This window comes from Streptomyces lienomycini (assembly GCF_027947595.1).
Lineage (GTDB): Bacteria > Actinomycetota > Actinomycetes > Streptomycetales > Streptomycetaceae > Streptomyces > Streptomyces lienomycini.
In genome coordinates this window covers 1,597,839-1,623,909 of sequence record NZ_CP116257.1, presented here as the reverse complement: position 1 = coordinate 1,623,909, position 26,071 = coordinate 1,597,839, and the positions used below count along the sequence as shown (strand labels likewise).

At 68.3% G+C, this 26,071-nt stretch carries 18 protein-coding genes, 5 tRNA genes and 1 pseudogene; 10 read left to right on the top strand and 14 right to left on the bottom strand.

Translation table 11 applies throughout. From position 1 onward, the window contains the following. Positions 1-38 precede the first annotated feature (38 nt). A complete protein-coding gene (locus tag BJ961_RS07625) occupies positions 39-683 on the top strand; it encodes a MerR family transcriptional regulator (protein WP_271320545.1) in 645 nt (214 codons plus the stop codon). Positions 684-751: 68 nt separating this feature from the next. Here the strand turns inward: BJ961_RS07625 and BJ961_RS07620 are convergent. From BJ961_RS07620 to BJ961_RS07595, 6 genes and pseudogenes are all read right to left on the bottom strand, one after another. Beyond that, positions 752-824: transfer RNA gene (locus tag BJ961_RS07620), tRNA-Glu, on the bottom strand. A 44-nt stretch (positions 825-868) separates the two neighbouring features. Further along, a tRNA-Gln gene (locus BJ961_RS07615) sits at positions 869-940 on the bottom strand. A 20-nt stretch (positions 941-960) separates the two neighbouring features. Beyond that, positions 961-1,033: transfer RNA gene (locus BJ961_RS07610), tRNA-Glu, on the bottom strand. Between the two features lie 87 nt (positions 1,034-1,120). Then, positions 1,121-1,193 (bottom strand) — tRNA-Glu (locus tag BJ961_RS07605). Between the two features lie 39 nt (positions 1,194-1,232). Then, a tRNA-Gln gene (locus tag BJ961_RS07600) sits at positions 1,233-1,304 on the bottom strand. 91 nt (positions 1,305-1,395) lie between these two features. After that, positions 1,396-1,722, bottom strand: a pseudogene (locus tag BJ961_RS07595) (HAD family hydrolase); the annotation flags it as partial. Between the two features lie 305 nt (positions 1,723-2,027). Between BJ961_RS07595 and BJ961_RS36115 the strand changes: the two are divergent. Beyond that, positions 2,028-3,872, top strand: coding sequence for a zinc ribbon domain-containing protein (locus tag BJ961_RS36115; protein ID WP_381332907.1), 1,845 nt, complete (start codon positions 2,028-2,030; stop codon positions 3,870-3,872). 13 nt (positions 3,873-3,885) lie between these two features. On the opposite strand, the gene BJ961_RS07585 is transcribed toward BJ961_RS36115, so the two are convergent. From BJ961_RS07585 to BJ961_RS07570, 4 genes are all read right to left on the bottom strand, one after another. Beyond that, positions 3,886-7,509 (bottom strand): DEAD/DEAH box helicase family protein, encoded by a 3,624-nt coding sequence (locus tag BJ961_RS07585; protein ID WP_271320544.1) that lies wholly within the window; start codon positions 7,507-7,509, stop codon positions 3,886-3,888. A 191-nt stretch (positions 7,510-7,700) separates the two neighbouring features. Beyond that, a complete protein-coding gene (locus BJ961_RS07580) occupies positions 7,701-8,909 on the bottom strand; it encodes a restriction endonuclease subunit S (protein ID WP_271320543.1) in 1,209 nt (402 codons plus the stop codon). Beyond that, complete coding sequence (locus BJ961_RS07575) at positions 8,906-10,426, bottom strand: type I restriction-modification system subunit M (RefSeq protein ID WP_271320542.1); 1,521 nt, start codon at positions 10,424-10,426, stop codon at positions 8,906-8,908. The genes BJ961_RS07580 and BJ961_RS07575 overlap by 4 nt, the downstream gene beginning before the upstream one ends. A gap of 73 nt (positions 10,427-10,499) precedes the next feature. Beyond that, the gene (locus BJ961_RS07570) at positions 10,500-10,964 is read right to left on the bottom strand and encodes an ATP-binding protein (RefSeq protein ID WP_271320541.1); all 465 of its coding nucleotides are present in this window, start codon (positions 10,962-10,964) and stop codon (positions 10,500-10,502) included. Between the two features lie 124 nt (positions 10,965-11,088). Between BJ961_RS07570 and BJ961_RS07565 the strand changes: the two genes are divergently transcribed. The 3 genes from BJ961_RS07565 to BJ961_RS07555 all read left to right on the top strand — a co-directional run bounded on the left by BJ961_RS07565 (position 11,089) and on the right by BJ961_RS07555 (position 13,237). Continuing rightward, positions 11,089-11,934, top strand: coding sequence for a helix-turn-helix domain-containing protein (locus tag BJ961_RS07565; protein WP_271320540.1), 846 nt, complete (start codon positions 11,089-11,091; stop codon positions 11,932-11,934). Beyond that, positions 11,931-12,131: a DUF397 domain-containing protein gene (locus BJ961_RS07560; RefSeq protein WP_271320539.1), complete on the top strand. Its 201-nt coding sequence runs from the start codon at positions 11,931-11,933 to the stop codon at positions 12,129-12,131. The genes BJ961_RS07565 and BJ961_RS07560 overlap by 4 nt, the downstream gene beginning before the upstream one ends. Positions 12,132-12,295: 164 nt before the next feature. Further along, positions 12,296-13,237 (top strand): DUF3800 domain-containing protein, encoded by a 942-nt coding sequence (locus BJ961_RS07555; protein WP_271320538.1) that lies wholly within the window; start codon positions 12,296-12,298, stop codon positions 13,235-13,237. Between the two features lie 43 nt (positions 13,238-13,280). Here BJ961_RS07555 and BJ961_RS07550 read toward each other — a convergent pair whose 3' ends face one another. From BJ961_RS07550 to BJ961_RS07535, 4 genes are all read right to left on the bottom strand, one after another. Next, entirely contained in the window at positions 13,281-13,676 is a 396-nt protein-coding gene (locus BJ961_RS07550) for a RidA family protein (RefSeq protein ID WP_271320537.1), read from the bottom strand. A gap of 106 nt (positions 13,677-13,782) precedes the next feature. After that, entirely contained in the window at positions 13,783-15,267 is a 1,485-nt protein-coding gene (gene gltX, locus BJ961_RS07545; protein ID WP_271320536.1) for a glutamate--tRNA ligase, read from the bottom strand. Beyond that, a complete protein-coding gene (locus tag BJ961_RS07540; RefSeq protein WP_271320535.1) occupies positions 15,260-16,036 on the bottom strand; it encodes a fumarylacetoacetate hydrolase family protein in 777 nt (258 codons plus the stop codon). Before BJ961_RS07540 ends, gltX begins: the two co-directional genes overlap by 8 nt. 103 nt (positions 16,037-16,139) lie before the next feature. Further along, positions 16,140-16,328: a hypothetical protein gene (locus BJ961_RS07535; RefSeq protein WP_271320534.1), complete on the bottom strand. Its 189-nt coding sequence runs from the start codon at positions 16,326-16,328 to the stop codon at positions 16,140-16,142. Between the two features lie 602 nt (positions 16,329-16,930). Here BJ961_RS07535 and BJ961_RS07530 point away from each other — a divergent pair. The 5 genes from BJ961_RS07530 (at position 16,931) to BJ961_RS07510 (ending at position 26,065) form a co-directional block, all read left to right on the top strand. Then, positions 16,931-20,890: a sensor histidine kinase gene (locus BJ961_RS07530; protein WP_271320533.1), complete on the top strand. Its 3,960-nt coding sequence runs from the start codon at positions 16,931-16,933 to the stop codon at positions 20,888-20,890. 9 nt (positions 20,891-20,899) lie between these two features. Continuing rightward, positions 20,900-21,313, top strand: a complete 414-nt coding sequence (locus BJ961_RS07525) for a roadblock/LC7 domain-containing protein (protein ID WP_003973453.1) — start codon at positions 20,900-20,902, stop codon at positions 21,311-21,313. Positions 21,314-21,424: 111 nt separating this feature from the next. Beyond that, positions 21,425-21,823 carry a DUF742 domain-containing protein gene (locus BJ961_RS07520; RefSeq protein WP_003973454.1) on the top strand — a complete coding sequence of 133 codons (399 nt, stop codon included), beginning with the start codon at positions 21,425-21,427 and terminating at the stop codon, positions 21,821-21,823. Beyond that, positions 21,804-22,379, top strand: a complete 576-nt coding sequence (locus BJ961_RS07515) for a GTP-binding protein (RefSeq protein ID WP_003973455.1) — start codon at positions 21,804-21,806, stop codon at positions 22,377-22,379. Before BJ961_RS07520 ends, BJ961_RS07515 begins: the two co-directional genes overlap by 20 nt. Positions 22,380-22,780: 401 nt before the next feature. Then, positions 22,781-26,065 (top strand): sensor histidine kinase, encoded by a 3,285-nt coding sequence (locus tag BJ961_RS07510; protein ID WP_271320532.1) that lies wholly within the window; start codon positions 22,781-22,783, stop codon positions 26,063-26,065. Positions 26,066-26,071: the final 6 nt, after the last annotated feature.

Below are 26,071 nucleotides of genomic sequence, written 5' to 3'. Positions count from 1 at the left end.
GCTTAGATAGTGTCGCTATCCGAAGAAGGGCGCAAGGGATGCGACTGGCCGACCTGAGCAAGCGCAGCGGGGTGTCCACCGCGACGATCAAGTACTACCTGCGCGAGGGCCTGTTGCCGCCCGGCCGGCAGGTCAACGCGACGACCGCCGAGTACGACGACGGTCATCTGCGCCGACTGCGGCTGGTACGGGCGCTGATCCAGGTCGGCAAGGTGCCGGTGGCGACGGCCCGGGAGGTGCTCGGGCATGTCGACGACGACTCGCTGGGCCGCACCATCCGGCTGGGGGCGGCCCTGTGGGCGCTGCCGCAGGACGCGGAGCCCGACGACCGGGACCCGGCGGTGGCGGCCGCCCGGGCCGAGGTGGACCGGCTGCTGGAGTCGCTGGGCTGGGAGACCTCCCGGGAGATGGCGCCGCTCTCTCCGGTGCACCGGTCCCTGGTGGTGGCGGTGGCCGCGCTGCGCCGCCTCGACTATCCGTGGGACGCGGAACTGATGGCGCCGTACGGCGAGTTGATGATGGAGGTGGCCAAGCGGGACCTGGACTTCATGGAGACGCACGCCTCGGAGGCGGAGCAGGTCGAGATGGCGGTCGCGGCGGCGGTGCTCTTCCAGCCGGTGCTGCGGGCCCTGCATCGGCTGGCGCAGGAGGAGGAGTCGGCGCGGCGGTACGGCATCGAGTAGGCGTCGGGGAAAGCACACCAACGCCGAAGGGGGCTCCCGCCTCAGCGGAAGCCCCCTTGGGACTGACGTACCCCCGACCGGATTCGAACCGGCGCTACCGCCTTGAGAGGGCGGCGTGCTAGGCCGCTACACAACGGGGGCGTGGATCTTGCGGGCGTTCGATGCTGCATCGCCGCAGATCCGAGCTGGTCTACCAGGACTCGAACCTAGACTAACTGAACCAGAATCAGTCGTGCTGCCAATTACACCATAGACCAATGTGGTTTAGACCAGTTCGTACCCCCGACCGGATTCGAACCGGCGCTACCGCCTTGAGAGGGCGGCGTGCTAGGCCGCTACACAACGGGGGCCCTAGCGATCCCCACCCGGCGGTAGCCGGATGTTGTCCACGTGACGACAGTGGGAGCGACCCGAGCTGTCCTCGCGGGAAGGATCTGTACCCCCGACCGGATTCGAACCGGCGCTACCGCCTTGAGAGGGCGGCGTGCTAGGCCGCTACACAACGGGGGCCTTGCGGATGTGATCCGCGGCGCAGATAAGCTCTGCGAGCTGGCCTACCAGGACTCGAACCTAGACTAACTGAACCAGAATCAGTCGTGCTGCCAATTACACCATAGGCCACTGGAACGCAAGCCCCGGAGGGTTTTTGTTCTAGCGTTGCGCCTCCGGTTCCCGGCCTTTCGGCCCGCTCTCCGGCGGCGCAGGAAGAACATTACCCGAAGGTGGACGGGGCTCCAAAACGGGTATCGGCGCCGAGCAGCGCCGGAAGTTCGGAGAGGGAGGCGATGCGGCGCGGTCCGGCCGGCGGGTCGACGGCCGCGTACACGCCGCCGCGGTCGATCCACACGGAGAGCAGCCCGGCGTCGGCGGCGCCGCGCCCGTCGATCTCCGGGTGGTCGCCGACGTAGGCGACCTCGGACGGGGCGAGACCGAGGGCGTCGCAGGCCGCGCGGAAGGCTCCGGCCTCGGGCTTGGAGACGCCCAGCTCGGCGGCGCACAGGATGGCCTCGAAGCGGTCGTGCACGCCGAGGACGCGCAGGTCCGTACTCATGCGCCGACCTTGGCCTATCTGCCACCCAGGCACCGCATCCTGCCGTACAGGGATCCACCGATCGAATGTGTGACCTTCTCGTGAGGCCGTCGTTGATCTGATGACAGCATCGCGCCACGGTTGGTGAGGGAGGGGTCGTGAGTCGGAGGCTGAAACTCGCCGAGGGCGAGGCACCCCGTACCGCGTGCGCCCAGGTCCTGTTGCGGACCGGAGTGGTCGAGAAGACCGGGGAGGTCCTCACAGCGGCTGCGCTGGCGCAGCGGGTGGGCTGGGTCGAATCTCTGGTCTCCGACATGGCTGCTGACCTCTTGGCCACGCACTGGCACGCCACCGCCGTGGATATGCTGGCCTCGGGTGTGGACGCCAGGGGGCGGGCTCTGCCATCGCACGCATGGATGGCGTTGCGCCGCCTGGGCTGGTCAGTCACACCGGCCGAGGGCCTCCGTGTCAATGACCGGATCGTGCGCATGGCACAGGAACAGGCCGGGCGCACACTGCGGGCGGTGAAATGGCGGGCTGACCTGACCGCTGGAGTCCTCGAGTCATGGCCCGCCGAACCGAGTAGGCGCACACCACAGGAGTGGGATGCCGTCCGTGAGGCTGTCCCCGGCGGCACACACCTACCTTCTAGCGTCATCACCGCCCGGACCCGGCAAATCGTCGCCTTCAGGCGCCGTCACGGCCGGATGCCTGCCGACGTGCTCGAACTCGAGGCCACGCCCCGAAGCGCGCGGATACTGCTGTTGTCCGCCTGCGACGGACAGCAGGCCACGGTCACTCGCGGGGACGATCCAGGCCGGGCACTTCTGAGGCTGCAATTGCCCACCCGTCCGGATCCACGCTGCTACCAGGACTGGGCTTGGGTTGCGTGCCCGTTCAGGCTGCCACCGACGATTCCTCCCGGCGCACTACTACACTTGCCCACGCTCTGCGTCCGGCATGAGGCCTTGAGGGCCGATCTCGCCTACACGCATGCTGTGCCCAAGGTTCAGCGCACCGGACACGCAATCGCCCTTGGCGTGGACTGGGGCCTCAACACGCTACTCACCGCAGGCCCGGTGCACATGCACGACAACGGGAAGATCACCGCGCTCGGGGCTGGAGGAGCCTTTCGCGCCAACGGAGTCATAGCCAGGCAGCATCGCCTGCGCCGTGAGAGCGAACGCATTCGCGCCAAAGTCGACCACTACAACCGGCTGATCACGCACTGTGATGAGCATTCCCTGGCTAGCAAGTGTGCCGTGCTGACTGATGAGCTGCAGCGCCTTTCCCGTCGCCGCTCAAATCTCAATGACGCACTTGCCTGGTCCGCAGCACGATGGACGGTTGACCAAGCGATCACCGCCGGTGCGACGGTGATCTACGTCGAAGACCTCCGCTCGATGGAGGCCCGAGGCATGGGCCGTACCCTGAACACCCGGCTCTCGCAGCAGGTACGTGGGAAGATCGTCGACCGCATTCGGCACCTGGCCGCAGAGGTGGGCATGCTCGTTGTCTCGGTGCCTGCCCGGGGCACCTCTCGGCACTGCCCTCGTTGCCTCGTACCGCTACGGCACCGCAAGGCACCCGACCGTCCCACCGCACCTGGTTGGAAGTGGGCTCTGTGTCCGAACACGGGCTGTGGCTGGCAGGGCGACCGCGATACCGGAGCCTGGCAGCGCATCGCCGCACGGGGCCTGACTCATCAGGCCAAGACCGTGACCGACCGCGCCACCGGTGCCATGGTCATCCACAACGTGGTTGACGCTCTCGAAGCTGAAGCCATGGTCGCGCCCGCCCCCACAGAGACTCATCGAAAGGACCGGTCCAAGACCGGACCCACTCGATGCAAGACAACACGCCCCGCGCCCAGGCGACGCAGGGCACCCTCCCCCGCAAGCCCCATGGGCCAGGCGGGCCAGCGTCCGGAGGGACACGCTCACACGGACCGGAAAGCGCTGCCCCGCGCGGCCCACCGGCACCAGGGCGTGACGACGATCAGCACTGGCGGCGCCGGCCGACACCGGCCACGAGGAGCAGCACTGGGCGCAGGTTTCCACCTGCACGCCCATGCGTCGCCCCCGCGGTGGCTACGCCCTGCGCCAGAGACGATCTCTCGGAGGATCGCTCAGCTGACCAGAGACGCTGGAGTTGGATAGCACACGTCACGCATCACGCCGCCAGGGCCGTGGGCTGGGCCGTCCGCTCCAGTTCCTTGAAGATGACCTTGAGGCGTTCGAGCTCGTCGCCTGTGAACAGGTCGTCCGGACCGCCGGGGGCGAGATCGGCGAACGAGTCCTCGTACAGATCTCCCAAGCTCAGGATTCCGCGCCTGACCACCGTGTCGATGATCAGCGTCAGGAAATCGAGCTGGCGGGAGCTGAACTGCTTGCCCGCGCAGAAGGCCTCGAACGCCTTCTGTGCGGCCTGCCGGTCCAGCCCGCACAGTCCCCGCACGAACAGACCGAGGCCACCGGAGGACCGCACCTCGTCGAGATCCTCGGGCGAGGCGACGGCCTCCGCGAGGAAGATCTCCTCCAGGCTCGCGAGATCGAGCTCGGTGATCTGCTCGTTGAGCCGCAGTTTGCGCACGACCGGCTGGTCCTCGTGGCGGAGGAGATAGGCCCGCGCCTTCTGCTTGAAGCGCTGCTCGTCCGTGCCCTGGGGCATCCCCTGGATCTCGGCCTCGCTGATGTCACCGAACTCGTCGACGAAGTCGGTGTACACGACGTTCCGCTTGACCTTGGGGTCGGTGAGCCGCGCCAGTCGGCGCATACGGCGGCGCATGTCTTCCAGCATCGGGAGGGTCACGTCGTTCCACCACTCTTCGCTGGCCACCGCTTCCAGCAGCTCGGCCTGCTCGCCGACCGCCGGGATGTTGGTCTTGGTGAGCAGGTTGGAGGCGATGTCCTGGATCTTCCCGCGCAGCTTGGCGAAGTCCTTGCCTCCTTCGAGCGCGGCGAGCTGGAGGCCATAGGCCATCAGGTCGAATCGCTTGGCCTCCTCGCCCGTCTCCTCGTCGTCCGGGCGGAACTCGCTGGGCAGTCCGAGCAGGTGGTCACGGATCGCGGTGTCCGCGTCGTCGTCCACCCGGTGCCAGCTTCCGAAGTCGCTGAAGACCTCGATCTCCCGGCGGTGCGGGCGGACCAGGAAGTTGTCCAGGTTCATGCCGGTGACGGTGTGGTGCAGCCGGTGGGCCAGTGACCAGCGGATCTCCGCCTCGGTGCCGAGCCCTTCGGGACCGGCGTCCCGTGCCGGGTCGGGCTGCTGCCGCTTGTCCAGGACCCGGACCAGGTCGAGCTGGCGCTGGAGGAGCTTCTCGGTGAGGGTGACGGCTCTGCGTCCCTCCGACCGGTCGAGCTGGCTGTTGAAGAAGTCGATGTTGCCGCAGAAGTCGAAGACGTAGAAGTTCTGCTTGGCGTGGTCTGGGTTCCCGGGGTCGGGGCCGTAGAGGGCCGGGCGCAGGCGGGTGCCGCGGCCGATCATCTGCCAGAACTTGGTCTTGGAGAAGACCGGCTTGGCGAAGACCAGGTTCACAACCTCGGGCACGTCGATCCCGGTGTCGAGCATGTCGACCGAGATGGCGATGTCGGGGGCGTTCGGCGGGTTCTTCGGGTTGGAGAAGTCGTCGATGAGGGACTGGGCGTACGTCTCCTTGTACGTGATCACGCGCGCGGTGTGGCCGGCACCCTGCGGGTAGTTCGCGTTGTAGCGCTCCTCGATGTACCGGGCGTGGTCGTTGTTCTTGGCGAAGATGATCGTCTTGCCGAGCCGGTCGCCGCCCTCGACGCGGTGGCCGCGCGTCATCAGCGTCTCCAGCATCTTGTCCACGGTGTCCTCGTTGAAGAGGAACTTGTTCATGTCGTGGCGGCCCACCGCGTCCGGGATGTCACCGTCCTCGGTCCACTCCTTGGCGTCCCACTCGGCTTTCTCCTCGGGCGAGCGTTCGGCGTAGCGAATGCCGTGCTCCATGAACTTCAACGGCACCTTCACCGCCTTGGGGAGCACGAGGTAGCCCTCGGCGGCGGCTTCGTGGAGGTCGTAGGAGTCGGTCGGCACGCCGTCTTCCATGGCGAAGAGCTTGTAGGTGTTGTGGTCGATCTCGTCCTTGGGCGTCGCGGTCAGGCCGAGCAGGAGCGAGTCGAAGTAGCGGAACAGCTCGCCGTACTTCGCGTACACGGAGCGGTGCGCCTCGTCGATGACGATCAGGTCGAAGTGGCCCGGCCCGAAGCGGCGTCGGCCCGCGCCGTCCACGACGTCGATCTGCTTCATCATCGTCTGGTACGTGGAGAGGTAGACACGGGCAGAGGCGGCCTTGTCGTCGAGCAGGCTGGCCACGGGGGTGTTCGGCAGGTTCTCCTTGAACGCCTTCATCGCCTGGGTGACCAGCGCCTGCCGGTCGGCGAGGAAGAGCACCCGCTGCGCCCAGCCGGCCTTCATCAGCTGGTCCACGAGGGCCACGGTGGTACGGGTCTTGCCGGTGCCGGTCGCCATGACGAGCAGCGCCTGACGGATACGGTCCCGCTCGAAGGTCGCGCCGACCCGCTTGATCGCGCGGAGCTGGTAGGGGCGGCCCGCGATCTTCTCGTTCACCGCCGTGGTGATGAGGGAGAGGCGTCCGGCGCGCTGGCGGATGCGCCAATGGAGCTCTTCCTTGGTGAGGAAGCCCTGCACCTTGCGGGGTGGGTAGCCCTTCTCCTTGCCATTTTCCTCGCCCCACGCGGCGTCGTCCCAGAGGTAGGTCTCGTAGCCGTTGGTGTAGAAGATCACCGGGCGCCGGTTGAACTGCTCCTGGAGCGCGTCCGCGTACAGCTTCGCCTGTTGCTGCCCGTCACGGGCGTCCCGCCGGGCGCGTTTGGCCTCGACGACAGCGAGGGGCTTGCCGTCGTCGCCCCAGAGCACGTAGTCGACGTAACCCCTGCCCGTCTTGGTCGACATCCCGGCCGCTATCGGATACTCGGTGTCCTTGCCCGGGGTGAGGAGGTCCCAGCCCGCTTCCTTGAGGAGCAGGTCAATGAAGGCGTCCCGGGTCGCCTTCTCGTCGTAGTCGTGCATGTCCCGCACGGCCTGGTTGGCGGCCTTGGCGGCGGCGACCTGCGCCTTGAGCTCTTCGAGCTGGCGGGCGAGATCCTTGTTCTGCGCGCGCTCGGCGGCCAGTTCCTCGGCCTGCTGCTTGAAGCGTGACTCGTCCTCCGCCTCCTTGGCCTTGAGCTCGGCCTGCTTTAGGGCGCGGCCCTGCGGGGAAAGGGGACGCGGTACGGCGCTGGTGTCGAACTCCAGCCCGGCGAGCGGCAGAGCCGAAGCCTGGCGCGTGTAGGTGCGTGCGAACCAGTAGAGGGAGTGGAACAGCTCCCTGACGCTGGCCTCGGCAACGGCTTTCGGGACCGGGGCGGCCTTGTGCACGGCGTTGTTGCCGTGCCGACGGATGAGGTCCATCTTGGCGTTGACCGTCGGCCCGACGAGCTGCCGGAAGCTCGGCTCGTGGAGCATCGCCGCCAGATCTTTTTTGTAGGGCTCGCTGAGGCTGGTGTCCTTGTCGTACATCCAGCGGGCCGTGATCTCGATGGCACGGCGGGCGTAGAAGCAGGCGGCGCGGGGGTCGTGGTGGATCAGCCGCTCGGCGCGGGTCGCTTCGTCATGGAGGGCGGGCCATTCGGCGCGGAGGAAGGTGAAGTTGCCGCTTGCGGTTCGGCCGATGTTGTCGGCGGCGGCGCGATCACGGGCGCTCTTGCCGTGCTCGGCCTGACCTTGAGCGTCGCTGTTCTGGCTGCTCTGATTGTTCTGGTCGCTACCCATGGCGGTGCGGTGCCCCTCCCCCTGTGGCGGCCCTGTCGTACGGGACCGGGGTCGGCGTCCCGGCCCGCACGAGGCCAACGTGTTCGTCCGTCTCCTACAGCAGAACCACCTGTGGGCCGGGCTCCCCTGCCCGGCCGCACGGGCGGCGTGTGGTGCGGTCGGTGCTGCGCACCGGGTACGACGAGAGCGGCTTACGCGGCCTCGCCGAAGGCTTCATGATCCCAGAGGGCGCCGGAGAAAGCACGGTGCTGAAGGGAAGTGAAGAGTTCGTCAAGGGTGGCGAGGTGAGTGCGGTGTACGGCAAGCTGCGCCTCCGCTGCTTGCACCCGCTGCGAAAATTCCAGTTGCCGAGCGAACGGGGGCAGCGGAACTTCGAGTTCACGCAACTTCCCGAGAGTGATTTCACGGAAAGTAGCACCCTTCACCTGCCGATGAATCCAGGACTGCGCCTCACGGGACCGCAAGTAGGCCAGCAGATACTCTGCAGTCACCCTATCGCCAGGCGCAATACGCGCGGTACCTTGAGTCAAGTTTGCACCGTCAAGTTCGGCCGGCACCAGTGCAGTAGTCCCCACAGTAGCGCGAATACTCATCACGATTTCGCCTGCTTGAACTCGCGACCTTGCAAACTTCGCTGCGATGGACGGGTCCGTATGTCGCAATCCATGAGTGACAATTTTACCGTCTTTGAGATCACCGGTTCGAATGTAAGGCACACCTCTCTCGAATTCATCGCCAGCCTGAACGATTCCGTAAGTTACAATCGTCCCCTTACGTACAATCGCACTCAACGGCTCCTTATGACACCCCTCGCACTGGAACATACGAATGAACATGGCTTGGGTCAGATCGCCGAGGAAAGCGATGGCCTCGCGGCACTTGGCGCGGAGGGTATCCACCTGATCGAGGATGGCGGCGATGCGCTTTTGCACTGCGAAGGACGGCAACCGCAGGGTCAAGCTATCCAGATGCTCATTGCGAAGATTGTTAATATTCGCTCCGGCCGCCGCATTAGCCACATGCCGCCGATAGGGAGCGGTGCGGAAAAAATGCCCGAAATAGCGGGCGTCGACTTTTTCGTTCGGGCGTAGCACTTTACAAAAAGCCCCGAATGCCCCGTCGAAATCTTCGGTGGCCTGCGCCGCCTTCCCGACTGCGGACAAGCTACCGCTCGACGCTGCGATCAGAACGTCGCCTTGGCGGATCATTTGTCGCTCCGCCACTTTTGCAGCGGGAACATGGACAAGATCATCGAAAGTGATTCCCGATTCTCCGATGTTCCCTGCTCGGAGAATCGGAAGATACCCCGGGCTGCTATTCAAGGTGGCATCCGCCTTCCCGTAGGTGACACCACGGATCTGCTCGCTTATGTCGCCGATTCGGACCGTGGGTGCGCTCACGCCAGCATCCCCTTCAACTCCGCCGTACCCTTGGCGATCTCCTCGTTCAGTCGCTCCAGATTCGCCAAGATGTCCGCTGGCGTTCGCGTCACGACCTCCTCATAGACGATCTCCTTGTAACGGTTTAGGGAGAGGTCGTAGCCCTGCGCTGCGACGTCCGCTTTGGGAACGCAGAAGCTTTGTTCGGTCCTCGCCCGGTCCCTCTCCATGCCATCTCGTTCCTGCCAACGGGCCAGGACGTCCGGGAGGTTGTTCTTCAAGAGTTCGTCTGGCGTCAGCGGGTTGCCCCGGGGGCTGACGCCCAGGCGCTCCTCCGGAAGCAACGGGTTGCGCTTGTCGTCCAGGCTCAAGCCGTCCGCCTGCACATCGTAGAACCAGACGTGGTCCGTACCGCCCGAGTCCGTCTTCGTGAAGAACAGGATGGCCGTTGAGACACCGGCGTATGGCTTGAAGACCCCGCTCGGGAGCTTGACCACCGCCTGGAGCTGCTGCTCCTCCACCAGGATGCGGCGCAGCTCCTTGTGGGCCTTCGTCGAGCCGAAGAGCACGCCGTCCGGGACGATGACGGCGGCCCGACCACCGGGCTTTAGGAGACGCAAGAACAGTGCCAGGAACAGCAGTTCCGTCTTCTTCGTCTTGACGATGCGCTGGAGGTCCACCGCCGTGGACTCATAGTCCAGGCTCCCCGCGAAGGGTGGGTTCGCGAGGATCAAAGAGTAGCGCTCTGCCTCGCCAGCCGCGTTTTCCGCGAGGGAGTCGCGGTAGCGGATGTCCGGGTTCTCGATGCCGTGCAGAAGCATGTTCATCGAGCCGATGCGGAGCATCGTGTTGTCGAAGTCGAAGCCGTGGAACATCGACTCGTTGAAGTGCTTGCGCTGCTCCACCCCGAGCAGCGCGTCGCGGTGGACCCGCTGTACGTACGACGCCGCCTGCACCAGGAAGCCGGCCGTGCCGCACGCCGGGTCGCAGATCTCGTCGCGCGGTCCCGGCTGAGTCATCTCAACCATCAGGTCGATGATGTGGCGCGGCGTGCGGAACTGGCCATTCTGGCCAGCCGTGGCGATCTTCGCGAGTAGGTACTCGTAGATGTCGCCCTTGGTGTCGCTGCTGTCCATGGAGATCTCGTCGAGCAGGTCGACGACCTTCGCCAGCAGGTTGGGCCCCGGGATCGTGAACCGGGCGTCCTTCATGTGGTGGGAGTACGTCGACTCGTCCCCGCCCATGCGGCGGAGGTACGGGAAAACTCCATCCGCAACTAGCCCGTACATGATTTCGGGGTCCTTGACCTTGAAGTTCTGCCAGCGCAGATCCTGCTGGTCGTCCGAGAAGAAGGGATCCGGGTCGGGCTTGCCCGTTGCGGTCGCCTTGCGGTCCTTGCGGGTCTGGATCTCGTCCAGCCGCTTGATGAAGAGCAGGTAGGTGATCTGCTCCATCACCTCCAGCGGGTTGGAGATGCCGCCGGACCAGAACGCATCCCAGACGCGCCCCACCTTGCTCTTCAGTTCGCCCGTAATCACACAGAGGATCCTACGACCCCTGGGCCTCATGGCGGACCGCCTTGAACACTCTGCGGCTCCGCCGTCCGGTGTCTCAGACGGCAACCTCCGCACACACTGTCTTGCCCGGCCCTCCGTCCGTACGCGGCAGCACCGCCCAGCGGCTTGCGAGGGCAGCGACCAGGCACAGGCCCCTGCCGGACTCGGCGTCCGGCTCGGGCAGCGCCGAGGGTGGTCCCGGAGGCATACGCTCGTCTCTGGTGTCGGTCACCTCCACCCGTACCAGCCTCTCGACCACGTCCAGCGACAAGCAGAGTCTGAAGTCACGGCCGGGCACGCGGCCATGCGTCACGGCGTTCGCCGTGAGCTCGCCCACGATCAGGGTCACCGTGGTGTTCAGGTCGGAGTCGTACGGGTGGCCCCAGGCATCAAGGCGGTGGGAGGCGAGCCTGCGGGCCAGGCGGGCGCCTCGCGGTGTCGACGTGAAGGACATGCGGAACTCCCGCAAGGGAAGCGGAAGTCGGCCGGTCTCCCCGGACGAGTGCGTTTCTGTCGTCATGGCCACGAGCGTGGGCCGACGCGCGTAGCTTGACCAGCAACGACATCCATACACAGCGTGCCTGTGTGACTGCGGTGGGTGCACTGTCGGGGTCAGTGGTGAGACAGGTGCTGGAGGGAAGACCATGACTCAGGTCCCGGAACAAGCGGTCGCTCGGCGAGGTGAAGACCCGGCCGACGAGTTGCTGCGGTCGTTCGGCAGGCAGATCAAGATCCTCCGGGAGAGGGCCGGGCACACCCAGGCGGCCCTGGGGCAACTCCTCGGGTACAGCGAGGCGCAGGTCGCGGCCATCGAGCAGGGACGGCGCATCGCCCGGCCCAACACCATCGACAAGCTCGACCAGCTGCTGGAGGCCGAGGGCGTACTCCTCGCCATGAAGCGTCCGGTGGCGCTGACCCGGTATCCAGCCTTCTTCCGCGATGCGGCACGGATCGAGGAGGAGGCCGTTGAGTTCCACGCGTATGCCGTCCTCGCAGTTCCCGGCCTGCTCCAGACCGAGGAGTACGCCAGGACGATGTTCACCGTGCGGCGTCCGCGACGTGACGAGTCCGAGATCGAGCAGATGGCTGCCGCTCGGATGGCTCGGCAGAAGCTCTTCGAGCGCACTCCCGCTCCAACGCTCAGCTTCGTGATCGAGGAGTCTGTGCTGGAACGCCCGTACGGCAGCATCGAAGTGCTCCATGGCCAGCTCGAACACCTGCGTCTGACAGGCGAGAACCCCAACGTCGAGATCCAGGTGATGCCAACGCGTACGGCTGACCACGCAGGAGCGGACGGTCCATTCACGCTGATGACGCCCCGTGGAGGGGAGCAGGTCGCGTATGTGGAGAGCCAGGGCAACGGACGAGTGATCACCGATCGAGAACCTGTACGCGGGTTCGCCGTTCGATATGGAATCCTGCGGGCTCAGGCGCTGTCTCCTGCCGAGTCTCTGCGCCATATCGAGAAGTTGCTGCAAGGAGAGCCATGAACACCGAGCAGTCCAAAAACCAGTCGCTCCACTGGTTCAAGAGCAGTCACAGCGGTGGTGAGGGCGGCGAGTGCATCGAAGTCGCCCCCACCCCCGCCACCATCCACATCCGCGACTCCAAGGCCCCCGCCCACGGCACCCTCAGGGTGCGCTCCACCACCTGGGCCGCCTTCCTTGATCTGGCCCGCCAGGCCTGACCGAAATCCGATCCCAAGGTCAACCCGGCGCGACGCCCACCTTGACCGTCCGTAGCCGCGTTGGCAGGATCGGGCTCAGCAAGCAAAACATCGCGCATATGACTGCGCAGACCCTGTGGCCGTCCCTTCGGGGGCGGCCACAGACGTGTTTTCGGGGAGGTTCGGTGCATCTCTGCTACATCGACGAGGCGGGCAACGGGCAGACGCTCGACCCCGCCAGACCTGACGCTCCCCCGGTCCTCGTCGTCGGCGGATTCACCGTGCCGCGAGCCCACGTGAGGTCTCTCACCTGGGCTTTCCTCGACGTCAAGAAGCACTATCGGCCGCAGTTACGGAATGCCGAGCAGCTGTCCGAGGTGATCCAGCACGAGATCAAGGGCGCGGATGTCCGTAAGAACCTCCGGGCCGGCAACCACAACTGGCGACGGGCAGCCATGGAGCTGGTGGGGTCACTGCTCGCCATACTGGAGGCCCACGAAAGTCGCGTCCTCGCTCGCGTGTGGATCAAGGAAGAAGGACTCGCGTTCGACGAGTCCGGCGTCTATCCTGCCTCCGTCGCCGCGCTGAACGAAACCTTCCAGGCGCAGCTCGCCCACGAGCACTCCCGCGGCATAATGGTCCTGGACAGTCGTACGAAGGTAAAAAACGCGCCCAACGTGCACTGCGTGACGACCCGCAAATACCGATCGGGCGGGGACAGCCTGCGCGGCGTCATCGAGTCACCCGTTTTTGGCCACAGTGACACGCACGCCCTGCTTCAGCTCGCGGATCTCGTGGTCTCGTCGCTGCTGTTCCCCATCGCCTGTCACGCCTACCTCAACGACGTGACCTGGAACGTGCACTGCGACGACGCCTACCAGCCGCTTCGGGAGCAGTTCGGGGAGCGGCTCAAGAACCTGCAGTTCCGGTATCAGGACCCCGTAGGCAAGTGGCGGGGCGGGATCGTCGTGTCGGACCGCAGGACACGGCAGTCGTCCGGACTCATGTTCGGGCCCGCGAAGGTTGCCGCCTCCGTGCCCGCTTCCGCAATTCCAGGGCAGCCGGGGGCTCCCACACCTGAGCGGCCCGATACGGAACCCGAGGGAGGCCTGCCGCTGCTTTCCTGAGCGGAAGCCGGGCGGCACAGGGACATGCGCCGGCGCGCACCGCCTACTGCGCGGCCAGGCCCTCGATCTCGACCAGCATCCGCGGGTCGGACAGGGCCCGGACCTCGGCCAGCAGGCTGGCCGGGCGGCAGTCGGCGGCGGCCAGTTCGTCCAGTACGGCGTCGTAGTGGGCCGTCATCGCCTCGATGTCGACGGTGAGGATCCTGATCTGGACGAGGTCGCTCAGGGCGAACCCGGCCTTGTCCAGCGTCTCGGCCAGGCGCCGGAAGGTCAGCCGGATCTGGCCGCGGATGTCGCCCACGGCGGCGATGCCGCCCTCGTCGTCGCGGGCCTCGTGACCGGCGACGACGAGCCAGCGCCGGGGCTGCTCGACGAGTACGGCGCGGTTGTAGGCGAGCCGGTCTCCGAAGAAGCGGGGGTCGATGTCGTCGCGGCGCATGCCGTCAGTCTGCCGGGATCTCGCCGGCGGCGCCGGTCGCAGGGGCCGGGCGGGTACGGAGAAGGGCGGCGTCCGTGCGGACGCCGCCCTTCGAGTACCGCGTCGGTTACGCGGTGAGCCGTGCCAGCGCCGCGTCGATCCGGGCCAGTGCCTTCTCCTTGCCCAGGACCTCCAGGGACTCGAAGAGGGGCAGGCCGACCGTGCGGCCGGTGACGGCGACGCGGACGGGGGCCTGGGCCTTGCCGAGCTTGAGACCGTGGGCCTCGCCGGCGGCCAGGACGGCCTCCTTCAGGGACTCCGGGGACGTCCAGTCGGCCGCGTCGAGCTTCTCGCGGGCCGTGGCCAGAAGCGCGTCCGAGCCCTCCTTCATCGCCTTCGTCCAGCTCGCCTCGTCGGAGACCGGCTCCGCCAGGAACAGGAAGTCGACGTTGTCGGTGATCTCGGAGAGGACCTTCAGGCGGGTCTGCGCGTGCGGGGCGATCGCCTGCCACTTGGCCTCGTCGAAGTCCTCGGGCGCCCAGGGGGCGACGGGGGCCTTCAGCCAGGGGCGGCAGCGCTCGGTGAAGTCCTTGATCTCCAGGAGGCGGATGTGGTCCGCGTTGATCGCCTCGCACTTCTTGAGGTCGAAGCGCGCCGGGTTCGGGTTGACGTCGGAGATGTCGAAGGCCGCGACCATCTCGTCGATGGTGAAGATGTCCTGGTCGGCGGAGAGCGACCAGCCGAGGAGGGAGAGGTAGTTGAGCAGGCCCTCGGGGAGGAAGCCGCGCTCGCGGTAGAGGTTGAGGCTGGACTGCGGGTCGCGCTTGGACAGCTTCTTGTTGCCCTCGCCCATGACGTACGGCAGGTGGCCGAAGGCGGGGATCTCCTTGGCGACGCCCAGCTCGATCAGCGCCTTGTACAGGGCGATCTGGCGCGGGGTGGAGGAGAGCAGGTCCTCGCCGCGCAGGACGTGGGTGATCTCCATCAGGGCGTCGTCGACCGGGTTGACCAGCGTGTAGAGCGGGGCTCCGTTGGCGCGGACGATGCCGTAGTCCGGGACGTTCTCGGGGAGGTAGGTGATCTCGCCGCGGACCAGGTCCGTGAAGGTGATCGCCTCGTCGGGCATCCGGAAGCGGACGATGGGCTCGCGGCCCTGCGCCGTGTACTCCTCGGTCTGCGCGGCGCTCAGCTCGCGGCAGTGGCCGTCGTAACCGGAGGGCTTGCCGGCGGCGCGGGCGGCCTCGCGGCGGGTGTCCAGCTCCTCCTGGGAGCAGTAGCAGTGGTAGGCGTGGCCGGCGTCGAGGAGCTTGGCGGCGACGTCCTGGTAGATGTCCATGCGCTGCGACTGGCGGTAGGGCGGGTGCGGGCCGCCGACCTCGGGGCCCTCGTCCCAGTCGAAGCCCAGCCAGCGCATCGCGTCGAGCAGCTGGTTGTACGACTCCTCGGAGTCGCGGGCCGCGTCGGTGTCCTCGATGCGGAAGACCAGCGTGCCCTGGTGGTGCCGGGCGAAGGCCCAGTTGAACAGAGCGGTGCGGACCAGGCCCACGTGGGGGTTACCGGTGGGCGAGGGGCAGAAACGGACACGGACTGCTGGGGCGGATGCGCTAGCCACGCTTGACAACCTTGTTGGTGAGAGTGCCGATGCCTTCGATGGTGACGGCGACCTCGTCGCCGACGTTGAGGGGGCCGACGCCGGCCGGGGTGCCCGTGAGGATCACGTCGCCGGGCAGGAGCGTCATCGCCTCGGAGATGTTGACGATCAGATCCTCGATGGAGTGGATCATCTCGCTGGTGCGGCCGAGCTGGCGCTGGCCTCCGTTGACCGTGAGCTGGATGGTCAGGTCGGCCGGGTCCAGGTCGGTCTCCACCCAGGGGCCGAGCGGGCAGGCGGAGTCGAAGCCCTTGGCCCTGGCCCACTGCTTCTCGCGGCGCTGCACGTCGCGGGCGGTGACGTCGTTGGCGCAGGTGTAGCCGAAGATCACGTCCTTGACGCGCTCGCGCGGGACCTCGCGGCACATGCGGCCGATGACGACGGCGAGTTCGGCCTCGTGGTGCAGTTCCTCGCTGAAGGAGGGGTACTGGATGGCGTCGCCGGGGCCGATGACCGAGGTGGACGGCTTGAAGAAGGCGAACGGGGCGTCGGGCACCTCGTTGCCGAGTTCGCGGGCGTGTTCGGCGTAGTTGCGGCCGAAGGCGACGACCTTGTTGGGGAGTACCGGCGGCAGGAGCCGCACCTTGCTCAGGGGCACCTTGGTGCCGGAGAGCTCGAAGTCCGCGAACGGGATGCCCTTGATGATGTCGAGGACGAGCTGGTCCGGCTGGTCGCCCTCGACCGCGCCGAAGGCGACGTTCCCGTCGATGGAGAACCTGGCGATGCGCACGGGTTGCTTGGCCCCTTGACTGAGCTGGCTGGAGTCTGACGCTCCAGGCTAACGCGGCAAGGGGCGGGAGTAGCCGCTGAGCGGGTGGCGGCCCTGTGTCGTACTACTCTCCGACGGACGCCGTGGCCGGGATCTCCATGAGGATCGTGCGGCGGGGGTTGGCGGTCTGGGTGGGGAGCTCGACGGCGTGCTCCGGCTGCTCCGGCGTCCGCAGGTCGTCGGCGCCCTCGAGGTGCGCCAGCGTCGTGCGTCGCGGGTTGGCGATCTTGTGGAACATCATCGTCGTCTTCACGGTTGTCAGGAGCCCTGTCGTGTCCGGGCGCCCGAGGAGCGGCGAAAGCCCCTGCGAGGGCGCGGGTTGTCGGTTTTGCCTTCTCTGTAAAGCGTCAGGCTAAACACGCGATTCCCCGCCAACCCCGGGAGAGCCCACGATCCGGGTGTGAGTTTGCTCACTTATCAAGGGTCAAACCGGTCAATTGCGGCGCTCGCGCCACTCCGACTAAAGCGACATTGCACACCTGAAGCCATCATTCCGCTGCTGATCATGGCGACTGGGACACCTTCCCGGCCTCGACGACTCGCGTACATACGTCCGGTTTACGGGTGATCATCTTCTACTGCTGGTGACCCGGTCCTCACGTGGTGTCACGTATCTCACGGCCTGCCCCACGGGCCTTGTTGGAGATCCTGCACTGTGCTGGAATTCCACGGACCGCTGCGGGATCGAGCCGGTGCACAGGGGGCGCACACCAGCGCCGAGCGGCGGCGAGAAGGGGGAACCAGCGCCGGTCACTCACGACCAACACAGGGGCGTATTCAGGGCGCCCCGATGACGCCGACACCGTGTCCCGCCGTTCACGCGGAGGGGCGCCTGGTCCAGAGGTTGCGACGCTAGTGCAGGGACGTTTCAAGAGGGATGGCAGCGCTTCGGCGGAGCCGGAGCCGCAGGGCGGGACTGGCCCCAAGGCCGTCAGCTCCTCGCCCCAGCACGCCCAGAACCCGGGCCAGACCCAGTCCGGTGACGGCGGGGAGCGCGCCGGTCAGGCGGCGGGCCCGGCCACGCCCGGCCAGCAGCAGCCCGCGAAGCCGGCCAAGGGCTCGACCGGCCCCGGCCCGCGCATAGCCCTGCGCAACTGGCGGATCTCCACCCGTCTGGTGTCGCTGCTGGCGCTTCCGGTGGTCGCGGCGACCTCGCTGGGCGCGTTGCGCATCAACCAGTCGATGGACGACATCCAGCAGCTCGACAACATGAAGCTGCTGACCGAGATGACCAAGCAGGCCACGGAACTGGCCGCCGCGCTCCAGGAGGAGCGCGACCAGTCCGCCGGCCCGCTGGCCCACGGCTCGAAGTCCAGCGCGATCGCCGTCAAGGGCGACCGGGAGCAGACCGACCGGGCCCTGAAGAACTTCCTCGACAAGTCCGAGCAGATCGACGCGGCGAGCAAGGACGGCAAGCTCGTCGGCGTCCGCGACAGCCTCGTCGGCATCGCGAGCGACCTGAACGACCTGACCAAGATCCGCAGCACGGCGTACACGGTGGACGACAACTCGACCCAGACGGTCGAGGCCTACCACCGCCTGATCACCCACCTGCTGGACCTCTCGCAGGACATGGCGGAGGCGACCAGCAACCCCGACATGATCCAGCGCACGCGCGCTCTGTCGGCCTTCTCCTCGGCCAAGGAGTACGCGTCCATCCAGCGGGCGGTCCTCGCCGCGGCGCTCCCCGCGAACAACACCAGCAAGAGCAAGCTCGCCGAGAACGACCGGCTGTACGCCCAGTCCGCGCTGCAGAGCCAGACGTCCGAGATCCGCAGCTTCTCCAGCATCTACGGCGACGGCGCGGAGGACCTGCTCAAGCCGATCTCCGAGGGCAACCCGGTGATCGAGGCGTCCGACCAGTACGCCGGCCGCGCCCTCAGCCGGGTCAACGGCCTGGCGGGTCTGAAGACCCGGTCCTACCAGGACTGGCTGGACGACAGCTCCACCAAGATCCAGCAGATGAAGAACATCGAGCTGAAGCTGCTGGAGGACATGGAGCAGCAGGCCCGCGAGCTGCGCAACGAGTCGCAGCAAGAGGCCATCATCTCGGGTGTCCTCATCCTGCTCGTGCTCGGCGTCTCGCTGGTCGGCGCGTTCGTCGTGGCGCGGTCCATGATCCGCTCGCTGCGCCGGCTGGAGGACACCGCGACCAAGGTCGCCCAGGACCGTCTGCCCGAGCTGGTCAAGCAGCTCTCCGAGACCGACCCGCAGGACGTCGACACCTCGGTGGAGTCGGTCGGTGTGCACTCCCGGGACGAGATCGGCCGAGTGGCCGCGGCCTTCGACGACGTGCACCGCGAGGCGGTCCGCCTCGCCGCCGAGCAGGCCCTGCTGCGGGGCAACGTCAACGCGATGTTCACCAACCTCTCGCGCCGTTCCCAGGGCCTCATCCAGCGTCAGCTGTCGCTGATCTCCGAACTGGAGTCCCGCGAGGCCGACCCGGACCAGCTGTCCTCGCTGTTCAAGCTCGACCACCTCGCGACCCGCATGCGCCGTAACGGCGAGAACCTCCTCGTCCTCGCCGGTGAGGAGCCGGGCCGCCGCTGGACGCGTCCGGTGCCGCTGGTCGACGTGCTCCGCGCCGCCGCCTCCGAGGTGGAGCAGTACGAGCGCATCGAGCTGGCCTCCGTGCCGACCACCGAGGTCGCCGGACGCGTGGTCAACGACCTCGTCCACCTGCTCGCCGAGCTGCTGGAGAACGCGACCTCGTTCTCCTCCCCGCAGACCAAGGTCAAGGTCACCGGTCACGCGCTGCCCGACGGCCGCGTGCTGATCGAGATCCACGACACCGGTATCGGCCTCTCGCCGGAGGACCTCGCCGCGATCAACGAGCGGCTCGCCTCGCCGCCCACCGTGGACGTCTCCGTCTCCCGCCGCATGGGCCTGTTCGTGGTCGGCCGCCTCTCGCAGCGCCACGGCATCCGCATCCAGCTGCGCCCGTCCGACTCCGGCGGTACGACCGCGCTGGTCATGCTGCCCGTCGACGTCGCCCAGGGCGGCCGCAAGCCGCAGCCGAAGCCGGGTCAGTCCGCCGCGGGCTCCGGCGGTCCGGCCGCCGCGCAGGCCGCCGCCGGTGTGGCCGCGGCCCGTCGCGGCGGTCAGGGCGGCGGTGCCCTCGGGGGCGGCGGCGCCTTCGGCGGTGGTGGCGGTGCCCTCGGCGCCGGTGCGCCGGGTGGCCGGCTCGGCGCCGGTCAGGGACCGCGGGCCGCACTGCCCGGGCGCGACACGGGCGGTCGTCCGGGTGCGCCGGGCGGGCCGCGCGGTCCCCAGTCTCCGGCGGGTCCGGGCCAGCAGAACCGTCCGGCCCCGGCCGGCGCGGGCGCCGGTGCCGGTCAGGCGCCCGGTGCTCCGCAGGGTCTGCAGGCCGCGGGCATGAACGCGCCGCAGAACAACGCCCCGCAGGGCCAGGACATGTTCGGCGGTACGCGCGGCCCCGTCGCTCCGCCGCAGCGCGGCAAGCGCGGGAACAACGGCGACGCCGAGCAGGGCCGTCGTCCGCAGCTGCCGCCCCGCGGTGGTCCGCGGGCCGAGCTGCCCGGCGGCAACCCGCAGCCGCGGGTGCCCAGTTGGAGCGACGAGAACGCGCAGCCGCCCGTGCCGCGCGCCTCGCTGGACACCCCGCGCGGCCACGACGAGCCGGACAGTTCGCGCACCGACCTGACACCGCGTCTCGACGAGAGGCAGGGCCCGGGTTCCACCACGGAGATGCCGGCGGTGCCCCGGTTCGGCGAGCCCCAGTCCCCCGCCGCCACGGCCGAGTTCGCCCGCCCGGACTTCGACGCCCCGCCGCCCCGCCGCGACGAGGCCCAGAACACGGGCCAGTTCGCGCAGCCCGACCCGAACCAGTACGACGAGCAGTACGGCCGGGGTCAGTACGGCCAGGACCAGTACGGCCAGGGCGGGCTCGGACAGGACCAGTACGGACAGGACCAGTACGGCCGGGGCGGTCAGACCGCCCCGCACGACGACCAGTTCGCGCGGCCCGAGCCGAGCGCCCCGCAGCAGGACACGGGCTCCTTCGTCCGCTCGGACGTCTTCGGCGGGCAGCCCTCGCAGCCGGCTCCGCACGACCCGACTCCGCACGAGCCGGCGCCGGGCGACCGGTTCACCGGCGTCCAGGGCTACGACAACGGCTCGACCGGGCAGCACGGCCTGCCGAGCCGTCAGGACCCGGACCGGACCGGTCAGTTCGAAGCCCCGCGGATGAACGGCGTGCCGGGCGGCAACGACTTCGGTGCCCCGCGTCCGCCGGCCCCGCAGCGTCCGGCTCCCGAGGAGCGCCCCGCCCCGCATTCCCACGGCGCTCCCGCGCAGCGGCCCGGAGACGAATGGGCGCTGCCCCCGGCCTCCGGTCCCGGTGACGGGCGGACGCCACTGTTCGACACGCTGGAGACCAACTGGTTCCACGGCGACCGCGAAGCGAGGGCCCAGCAGGAGCCCCCGGCCGCGGCACCGGCGGAGCCGCAGGCCGTCCAGCCCCAGACCCCGGCGGCCCCCCAGCGGCCCGCCACCTCCGCCTGGCGCAGCTCGCCGAACGACGATCTCGTCCGGCAGGCGGAGCGCGTCCGGCAGCCGGCCGCGGGCGGAGTCACCACCTCCGGCCTCCCGCGCCGGGTCCCCCGGGCCAACCTCGTCCCGGGGACGGCTCAGCAGCAGTCGCACCAGAGCGGTCCGGCGGTTTCGCGTGCGCCCGACGACGTGCGCGGCCGGCTGACCAATCTCCGTCGGGGAATCGCACAGGGCCGTCAGGCCGGTACCGGCACCAACCAGACCGGCAGCTATCCGCGGCCCACTCACCAGCAGGAGCGTTAGTTGAGCCCGATGAGCCAGGCGGCACAGAACCTCAACTGGTTGATCACGAATTTCGTGGACAACACCCCAGGGGTGTCCCACACCGTCGTCGTGTCCGCCGACGGACTTCTTCTGGCGATGTCGGAAGGCTTCCCGCGCGACCGCGCCGACCAACTCGCGGCCGTCGCCTCGGGGCTGACCTCGCTGACCGCCGGGGCGTCCCGGATCTTCGAGGGCGGCAACGTCGCGCAGACGGTCGTGGAGATGGAACGAGGGTTCCTCTTCCTCATGTCCGTCTCGGACGGCTCGTCCCTGGCCGTCCTCGCGCACCCCGAGTGCGACATCGGCCTCGTCGGCTACGAGATGGCGCTCCTGGTCGACCGCGCGGGCGCGGTGCTCACACCCGACCTGCGCGCCGAACTACAAGGCAGTCTGCTCCACTGATCGGCCCCGGCACCACCCGTGTTACCAAATCACCGTCCGGCCGCCACAATCCCCCCACCGGCCTCGTCAGACGGCTTGACTGACCGACTTGCTGTCCCGCCCGGAGGACTCATGACCCCGCCCACCGCCTCTCATGATCCGTACGCGGAGCCGTACGAGGACGAGGGCGACCAGCCGCTGGTACGTCCCTACGCGATGACCGGTGGCCGGACCAGGCCGCGCTATCAGCTCGCCATCGAGGCGCTGATCAGTACGACGGCCGACCCGGCAGCGCTCATGGGGCTCCTCCCCGAGCACCAGCGCATCTGCCATTTGTGCCGCGAGGTGAAATCGGTGGCCGAGGTGTCGGCCCTGCTGGCGATGCCGCTCGGTGTGGCGCGGATCCTGGTCGCGGACCTCGCGGAGGCCGGGCTCGTCGCCATTCACCAGCCTGGCGGAGACGAGAACAACGGCGGTGCGCCGGACGTGACACTGCTCGAAAGGGTGCTCAGTGGACTTCGAAAGCTCTGACGGAGGGCGGGCGACCACCTCCGCGAAGATCGTGGTGGCCGGCGGCTTCGGCGTCGGCAAGACCACGTTCGTGGGCGCCGTCTCCGAGATCAACCCCCTGCGCACCGAGGCCGTGATGACCTCGGCCAGCGCGGGGATCGACGACCTCACACACGCCGGGGACAAGACGACCACGACGGTCGCCATGGACTTCGGCCGCATCACGCTGGACCAGGACCTGATCCTGTACCTGTTCGGTACGCCGGGCCAGGACCGCTTCTGGTTCATGTGGGACGACCTGGTCCGCGGCGCCATCGGCGCGGTCGTGCTGTGCGACACGCGCCGGCTGGCCGACTGCTTCCCGGCGGTCGACTACTTCGAGAACAGCGGACTGCCGTTCGTCGTGGCGCTCAACGGCTTCGACGGCCAGCAGCCGTACTCCCCGGACGAGGTGCGCGAGGCGCTGCAGATCGGCCCCGACACCCCGATCATCACGACCGACGCCCGGCATCGCGCCGACGCCAAGTCGGCGCTGATCACCCTGGTCGAGCACGCGCTGATGGCCCGGCTGCGGTAGGTACACCAGCAGTCGCAGCCAGGTCGGCGGACTCCTACGGCAGTCGTCGTAGACGAGACGGAGCCGGCTGTGTCCTTTGACACGGTCGGCTCCGCTGTTCATAACGTTTCGGCAGAGGAATCGGGTGGTGCCGACACGCGTCGCGGTCAACTCGTCTCGCTGCGCGCACGTTCACCCCGTCATTTGACGGGCCTCGCTCTTTATGACCGTTTTACGCGGTGCTTACATCACGTGTAACCCCCGCGTACCACTGTTTGGAAGAGCACTGGTGGCCGTGCTGGAATGCCAGAACTGCCCAATGGTCAAAGACGTACTCAGCAGTAGCACGTACTTGACGACGGACGGGTTCTGAGACACAGCGGCACGACACAGGTGCCGACCGCCGAGAGGTTGTTGGTCGAGTGAGGCGAAGCAAGAACAGTCCCGAGCCATCGGCCCGGGGCAACTTCACCCCGCCGCAGCGCACAGCGGCGCCCGCCCCCGCGCCCGCCGCGGAACCCGAGGCCGTGCCCGCCGCGAGCGGTGGCCGTTTCTCACCGCGCAACTGGCGGGTGCCCACCCGGCTGAACGCGATCCTCCTCATACCCGTGCTGGTCGGCCTGGTCATGGGCGGCTTCCAGGTGAAGAGCTCGATCGACACCTGGCAGGACGCCGAGGACGCCGAGAGCACCGCGCGCCTGGTGCGTGCCTCCCTCGGCTACGCCAACGCCCTGTACAACGAACGCGACCTCACGGCCGCCCCGCTGCTGCAGGGCAAGGGCGACAAGGACACCACCGTCACCAAGGCCCGCCGGGCCACCGACGACGCGGCCGACGTGTTCGACGAGGCGGCCCGCGGCATGCCCGCCAAGGCGGGACTCGAACGCCGGCTGAAGGTGTTCCGCGAGCAGGAGCCCAAGCTCCAGACGCTGCGGCAGGCCGCGTACACCTCGAAGCTCAAGGGTGTGGAGACCGAGGAGGGCTACACCGGTGTCGCCCACCCGCTGATGGAGTTCGCCAACGAACTCGGTCTCGGCACCGGCAACATCACCTCCTACGGCCGTACCGTCTACGCGATCTCGCTGACCAAGGCGGCGCTCTCGCTGGAGCGCTCCATCGGCATGCACATGCTGGTCAAGCCGGGTCCGGAGCCCAGCCACCTCGCCAGCCAGCGTGTCGCCCTGTCCTCGTACGCCTACCTCGAGCGCATCGCGATCGAGGAGTACATCGGCGGCGGCACCGAGGCGGACGCGCAGAAGCTCCAGGACGCGGAGGCGAAGCTCAAGGAGGACGGCGCGGCCATGGCCAAGGAGGCCAAGGCCAAGGACCCGGACTACGTGGCGCCGCCGTCCAATCCGACGACGATGATCTCGGAGCTGGCCGGGCTGGACTCCACGGACACCAGCGCGCGGGCGGACCTGGCCCAGCAGGGCATCACGCCGGAGAACTGGTGGGCGGTCAACACCCTCAAGTTCGACGCGTACCAGAAGATCGAGTCGGACCTGGCCGACAAGGCGGTGTCCGAGGCGTCCACGATCGCCGACGACGCCGAGCGTGACGCCTACATCACCGGTGCCGCGGTCGTGATCGCGCTGCTCGCCGCGTTCATCCTGGCCGGCATGGTGGCCCGCGGGATGAGCCGCTCCATGCGCCAGCTGCGCAACGCCGCCTTCGGCATCGCCGAGCAGCGCCTGCCGATGCTGGTCGACCAGCTCTCCCGCACCGACCCCGGCCGCGTGGACACCCGGGTCCAGCCGATCCCGATCACCACGACCGACGAGATCGGCGAAGTCGCCCGCGCCTTCGACCAGGTGCACCGCGAGGCGGTCCGGCTCGCCTCCGAGCAGGCTCTGCTGCGGGGCAACATCAACGCGATCTTCACCAACCTGTCGCGCCGCAACCAGTCGCTGATCGAGGGCCAGCTGAGCCTGATCACCGACCTGGAGAACAACGAGGCGGACCCGGACCAGTTGGAGAGCCTCTTCCGGCTGGACCACCTGGCCACCCGTATGCGCCGCAACGGCGAGAACCTCCTGGTCCTCGCCGGCGAGGAGCCCGGCCGCCGCTGGGACCAGCCGGTCCCGCTGGTCGACGTGCTGCGCGCCGCCTCCTCCGAGGTGGAGCAGTACGAGCGCGTCGAGCTGTCCGGCGTGCCGGAGGCCGAGATCCACGGCCGGGCCGTGACCGACCTCGTGCACCTGCTGGCCGAGCTGCTCGAGAACGCCACCACGTTCTCCTCCCCGCAGACCAAGGTCCGCGTCACCGCGACCCGGCTGCCCGACGGCCGCGTGATGGTCGAGATCCACGACAAGGGCATCGGTCTGACCGCCGAGGACTTCGCGGACATCAACCACAAGCTGGCCAACCCGCCGACCGTGGACGCCGCGATCTCGCAGCGCATGGGCCTGTTCGTGGTCGGCCGGCTGTCCGACCGGCACGGCATCCGCGTCCAGCTGCGCCCCTCGGGCGAGCAGGCGGGCACCACGTCGCTGGTCATGCTCCCGGACGCCATCACCCACGGTGGCGGCGGCGAGCAGCAGTCGCGCGACGAGTTCACGGTCTCGCAGATCATCCCGGAGCAGAACTTCCAGAGCGAGAACCTCGGCCAGGTGGGCCAGGTCGGTCAGCCCATGCGGACCGCCGCCGAACTGGGCTTCGACGACAGCCGCTACTCCGAGGTCCCCGACGACATACGTGAGCTGGACCCGGTCGGCCGTTCGCTGATGCGCGAGGAGCGCCGGGCGGCCCTGGAGGCCCAGTCGCACCCCGAGCTGCCTGGTCAGGCGGACCCGGGTGGCGACGGGCACACCGGGGCCACCGGGTTCCAGGACCAGTTCACGGGGCAGCAGCCGGGCTACGACCCCGCCCGGGGCGGCTACCCGGAACAGCAGAACGGCGGCTACGACCAGCAGTCGGCGTACCCCGACCAGCAGCAGGCCTACCAGGAACCGCGGCAGGCGTCGTACGACGAGCAGTACTACGCGTCGGGCGCCGGCCTGCCGGGGAGCGAGGGCTACTCGCCCAACGGCGGTTACCCGGACCCCTCCTACCCGGAGCAGGGCCCGGGCGGGCAGCAGCCGGCGGGCTCCGGCGCCCAGGAGACGTACTCGCCCTTCGAACAGCGGCGCTACCAGGACGACTGGCCCCAGCAGGACGGATATCAGAACGGTTATCCGGACCAGTACCCCACGGGTGCCTCTGGGGCGCAATCCGCGCAGGCCGCTGACGTGAACGAGGCGGACCGCGTAGGCTTCGACCGTCCGGGGCCGGCCCCCTCCGCCCCCCATGAGCTGACCGACGCCGGCCTTCCGCGCCGCGGATCCACCGCGAGCGGCGCGGGCGATGCGGGGCACGTGGGCCTGGAGACGCCGGCGGCCGCACCGGGGGCGGGCGGCGAGGACACCTGGCGGTCGGCCAACGACGACCGCTGGCAGCAGGCCTCGGCGCTGCGCAAGCCCAAGGCGGGTGGGGTGACCTCCTCGGGCCTGCCGCGACGGGTACCCAAGGCCAACCTGGTCGAGGGAGCCGCCGAAACCACTCCACAGGGAGGCCCTCAGGTCTCCCGCGCCCCGGAGGACGTCCGGGGCAGGCTGAGCAACCTGCGGCGCGGCGTCGAACGGGGCCGCAACGCAGGCAGTGAAACGAACGGCCAGGACACAGGGAACGAACACCGTGGTCCTGACAGCACCTACAACCAGGAGCGTTAGTGTGAG

Coding starts and splice junctions, on each gene's coding strand:
- BJ961_RS07625 (WP_271320545.1), top strand. CDS start 39: ATGCGACTGGCCGACCTGAGCAAGCGCAGCGGGGTGTCCACCGCGACG.
- BJ961_RS36115 (WP_381332907.1), top strand. CDS start 2,028: ATGGCTGCTGACCTCTTGGCCACGCACTGGCACGCCACCGCCGTGGAT.
- BJ961_RS07585 (WP_271320544.1), bottom strand. CDS start 7,509: ATGGGTAGCGACCAGAACAATCAGAGCAGCCAGAACAGCGACGCTCAA.
- BJ961_RS07570 (WP_271320541.1), bottom strand. CDS start 10,964: ATGACGACAGAAACGCACTCGTCCGGGGAGACCGGCCGACTTCCGCTT.
- BJ961_RS07565 (WP_271320540.1), top strand. CDS start 11,089: ATGACTCAGGTCCCGGAACAAGCGGTCGCTCGGCGAGGTGAAGACCCG.
- BJ961_RS07560 (WP_271320539.1), top strand. CDS start 11,931: ATGAACACCGAGCAGTCCAAAAACCAGTCGCTCCACTGGTTCAAGAGC.
- BJ961_RS07550 (WP_271320537.1), bottom strand. CDS start 13,676: ATGCGCCGCGACGACATCGACCCCCGCTTCTTCGGAGACCGGCTCGCC.
- BJ961_RS07525 (WP_003973453.1), top strand. CDS start 20,900: ATGAGCCAGGCGGCACAGAACCTCAACTGGTTGATCACGAATTTCGTG.
- BJ961_RS07520 (WP_003973454.1), top strand. CDS start 21,425: ATGACCCCGCCCACCGCCTCTCATGATCCGTACGCGGAGCCGTACGAG.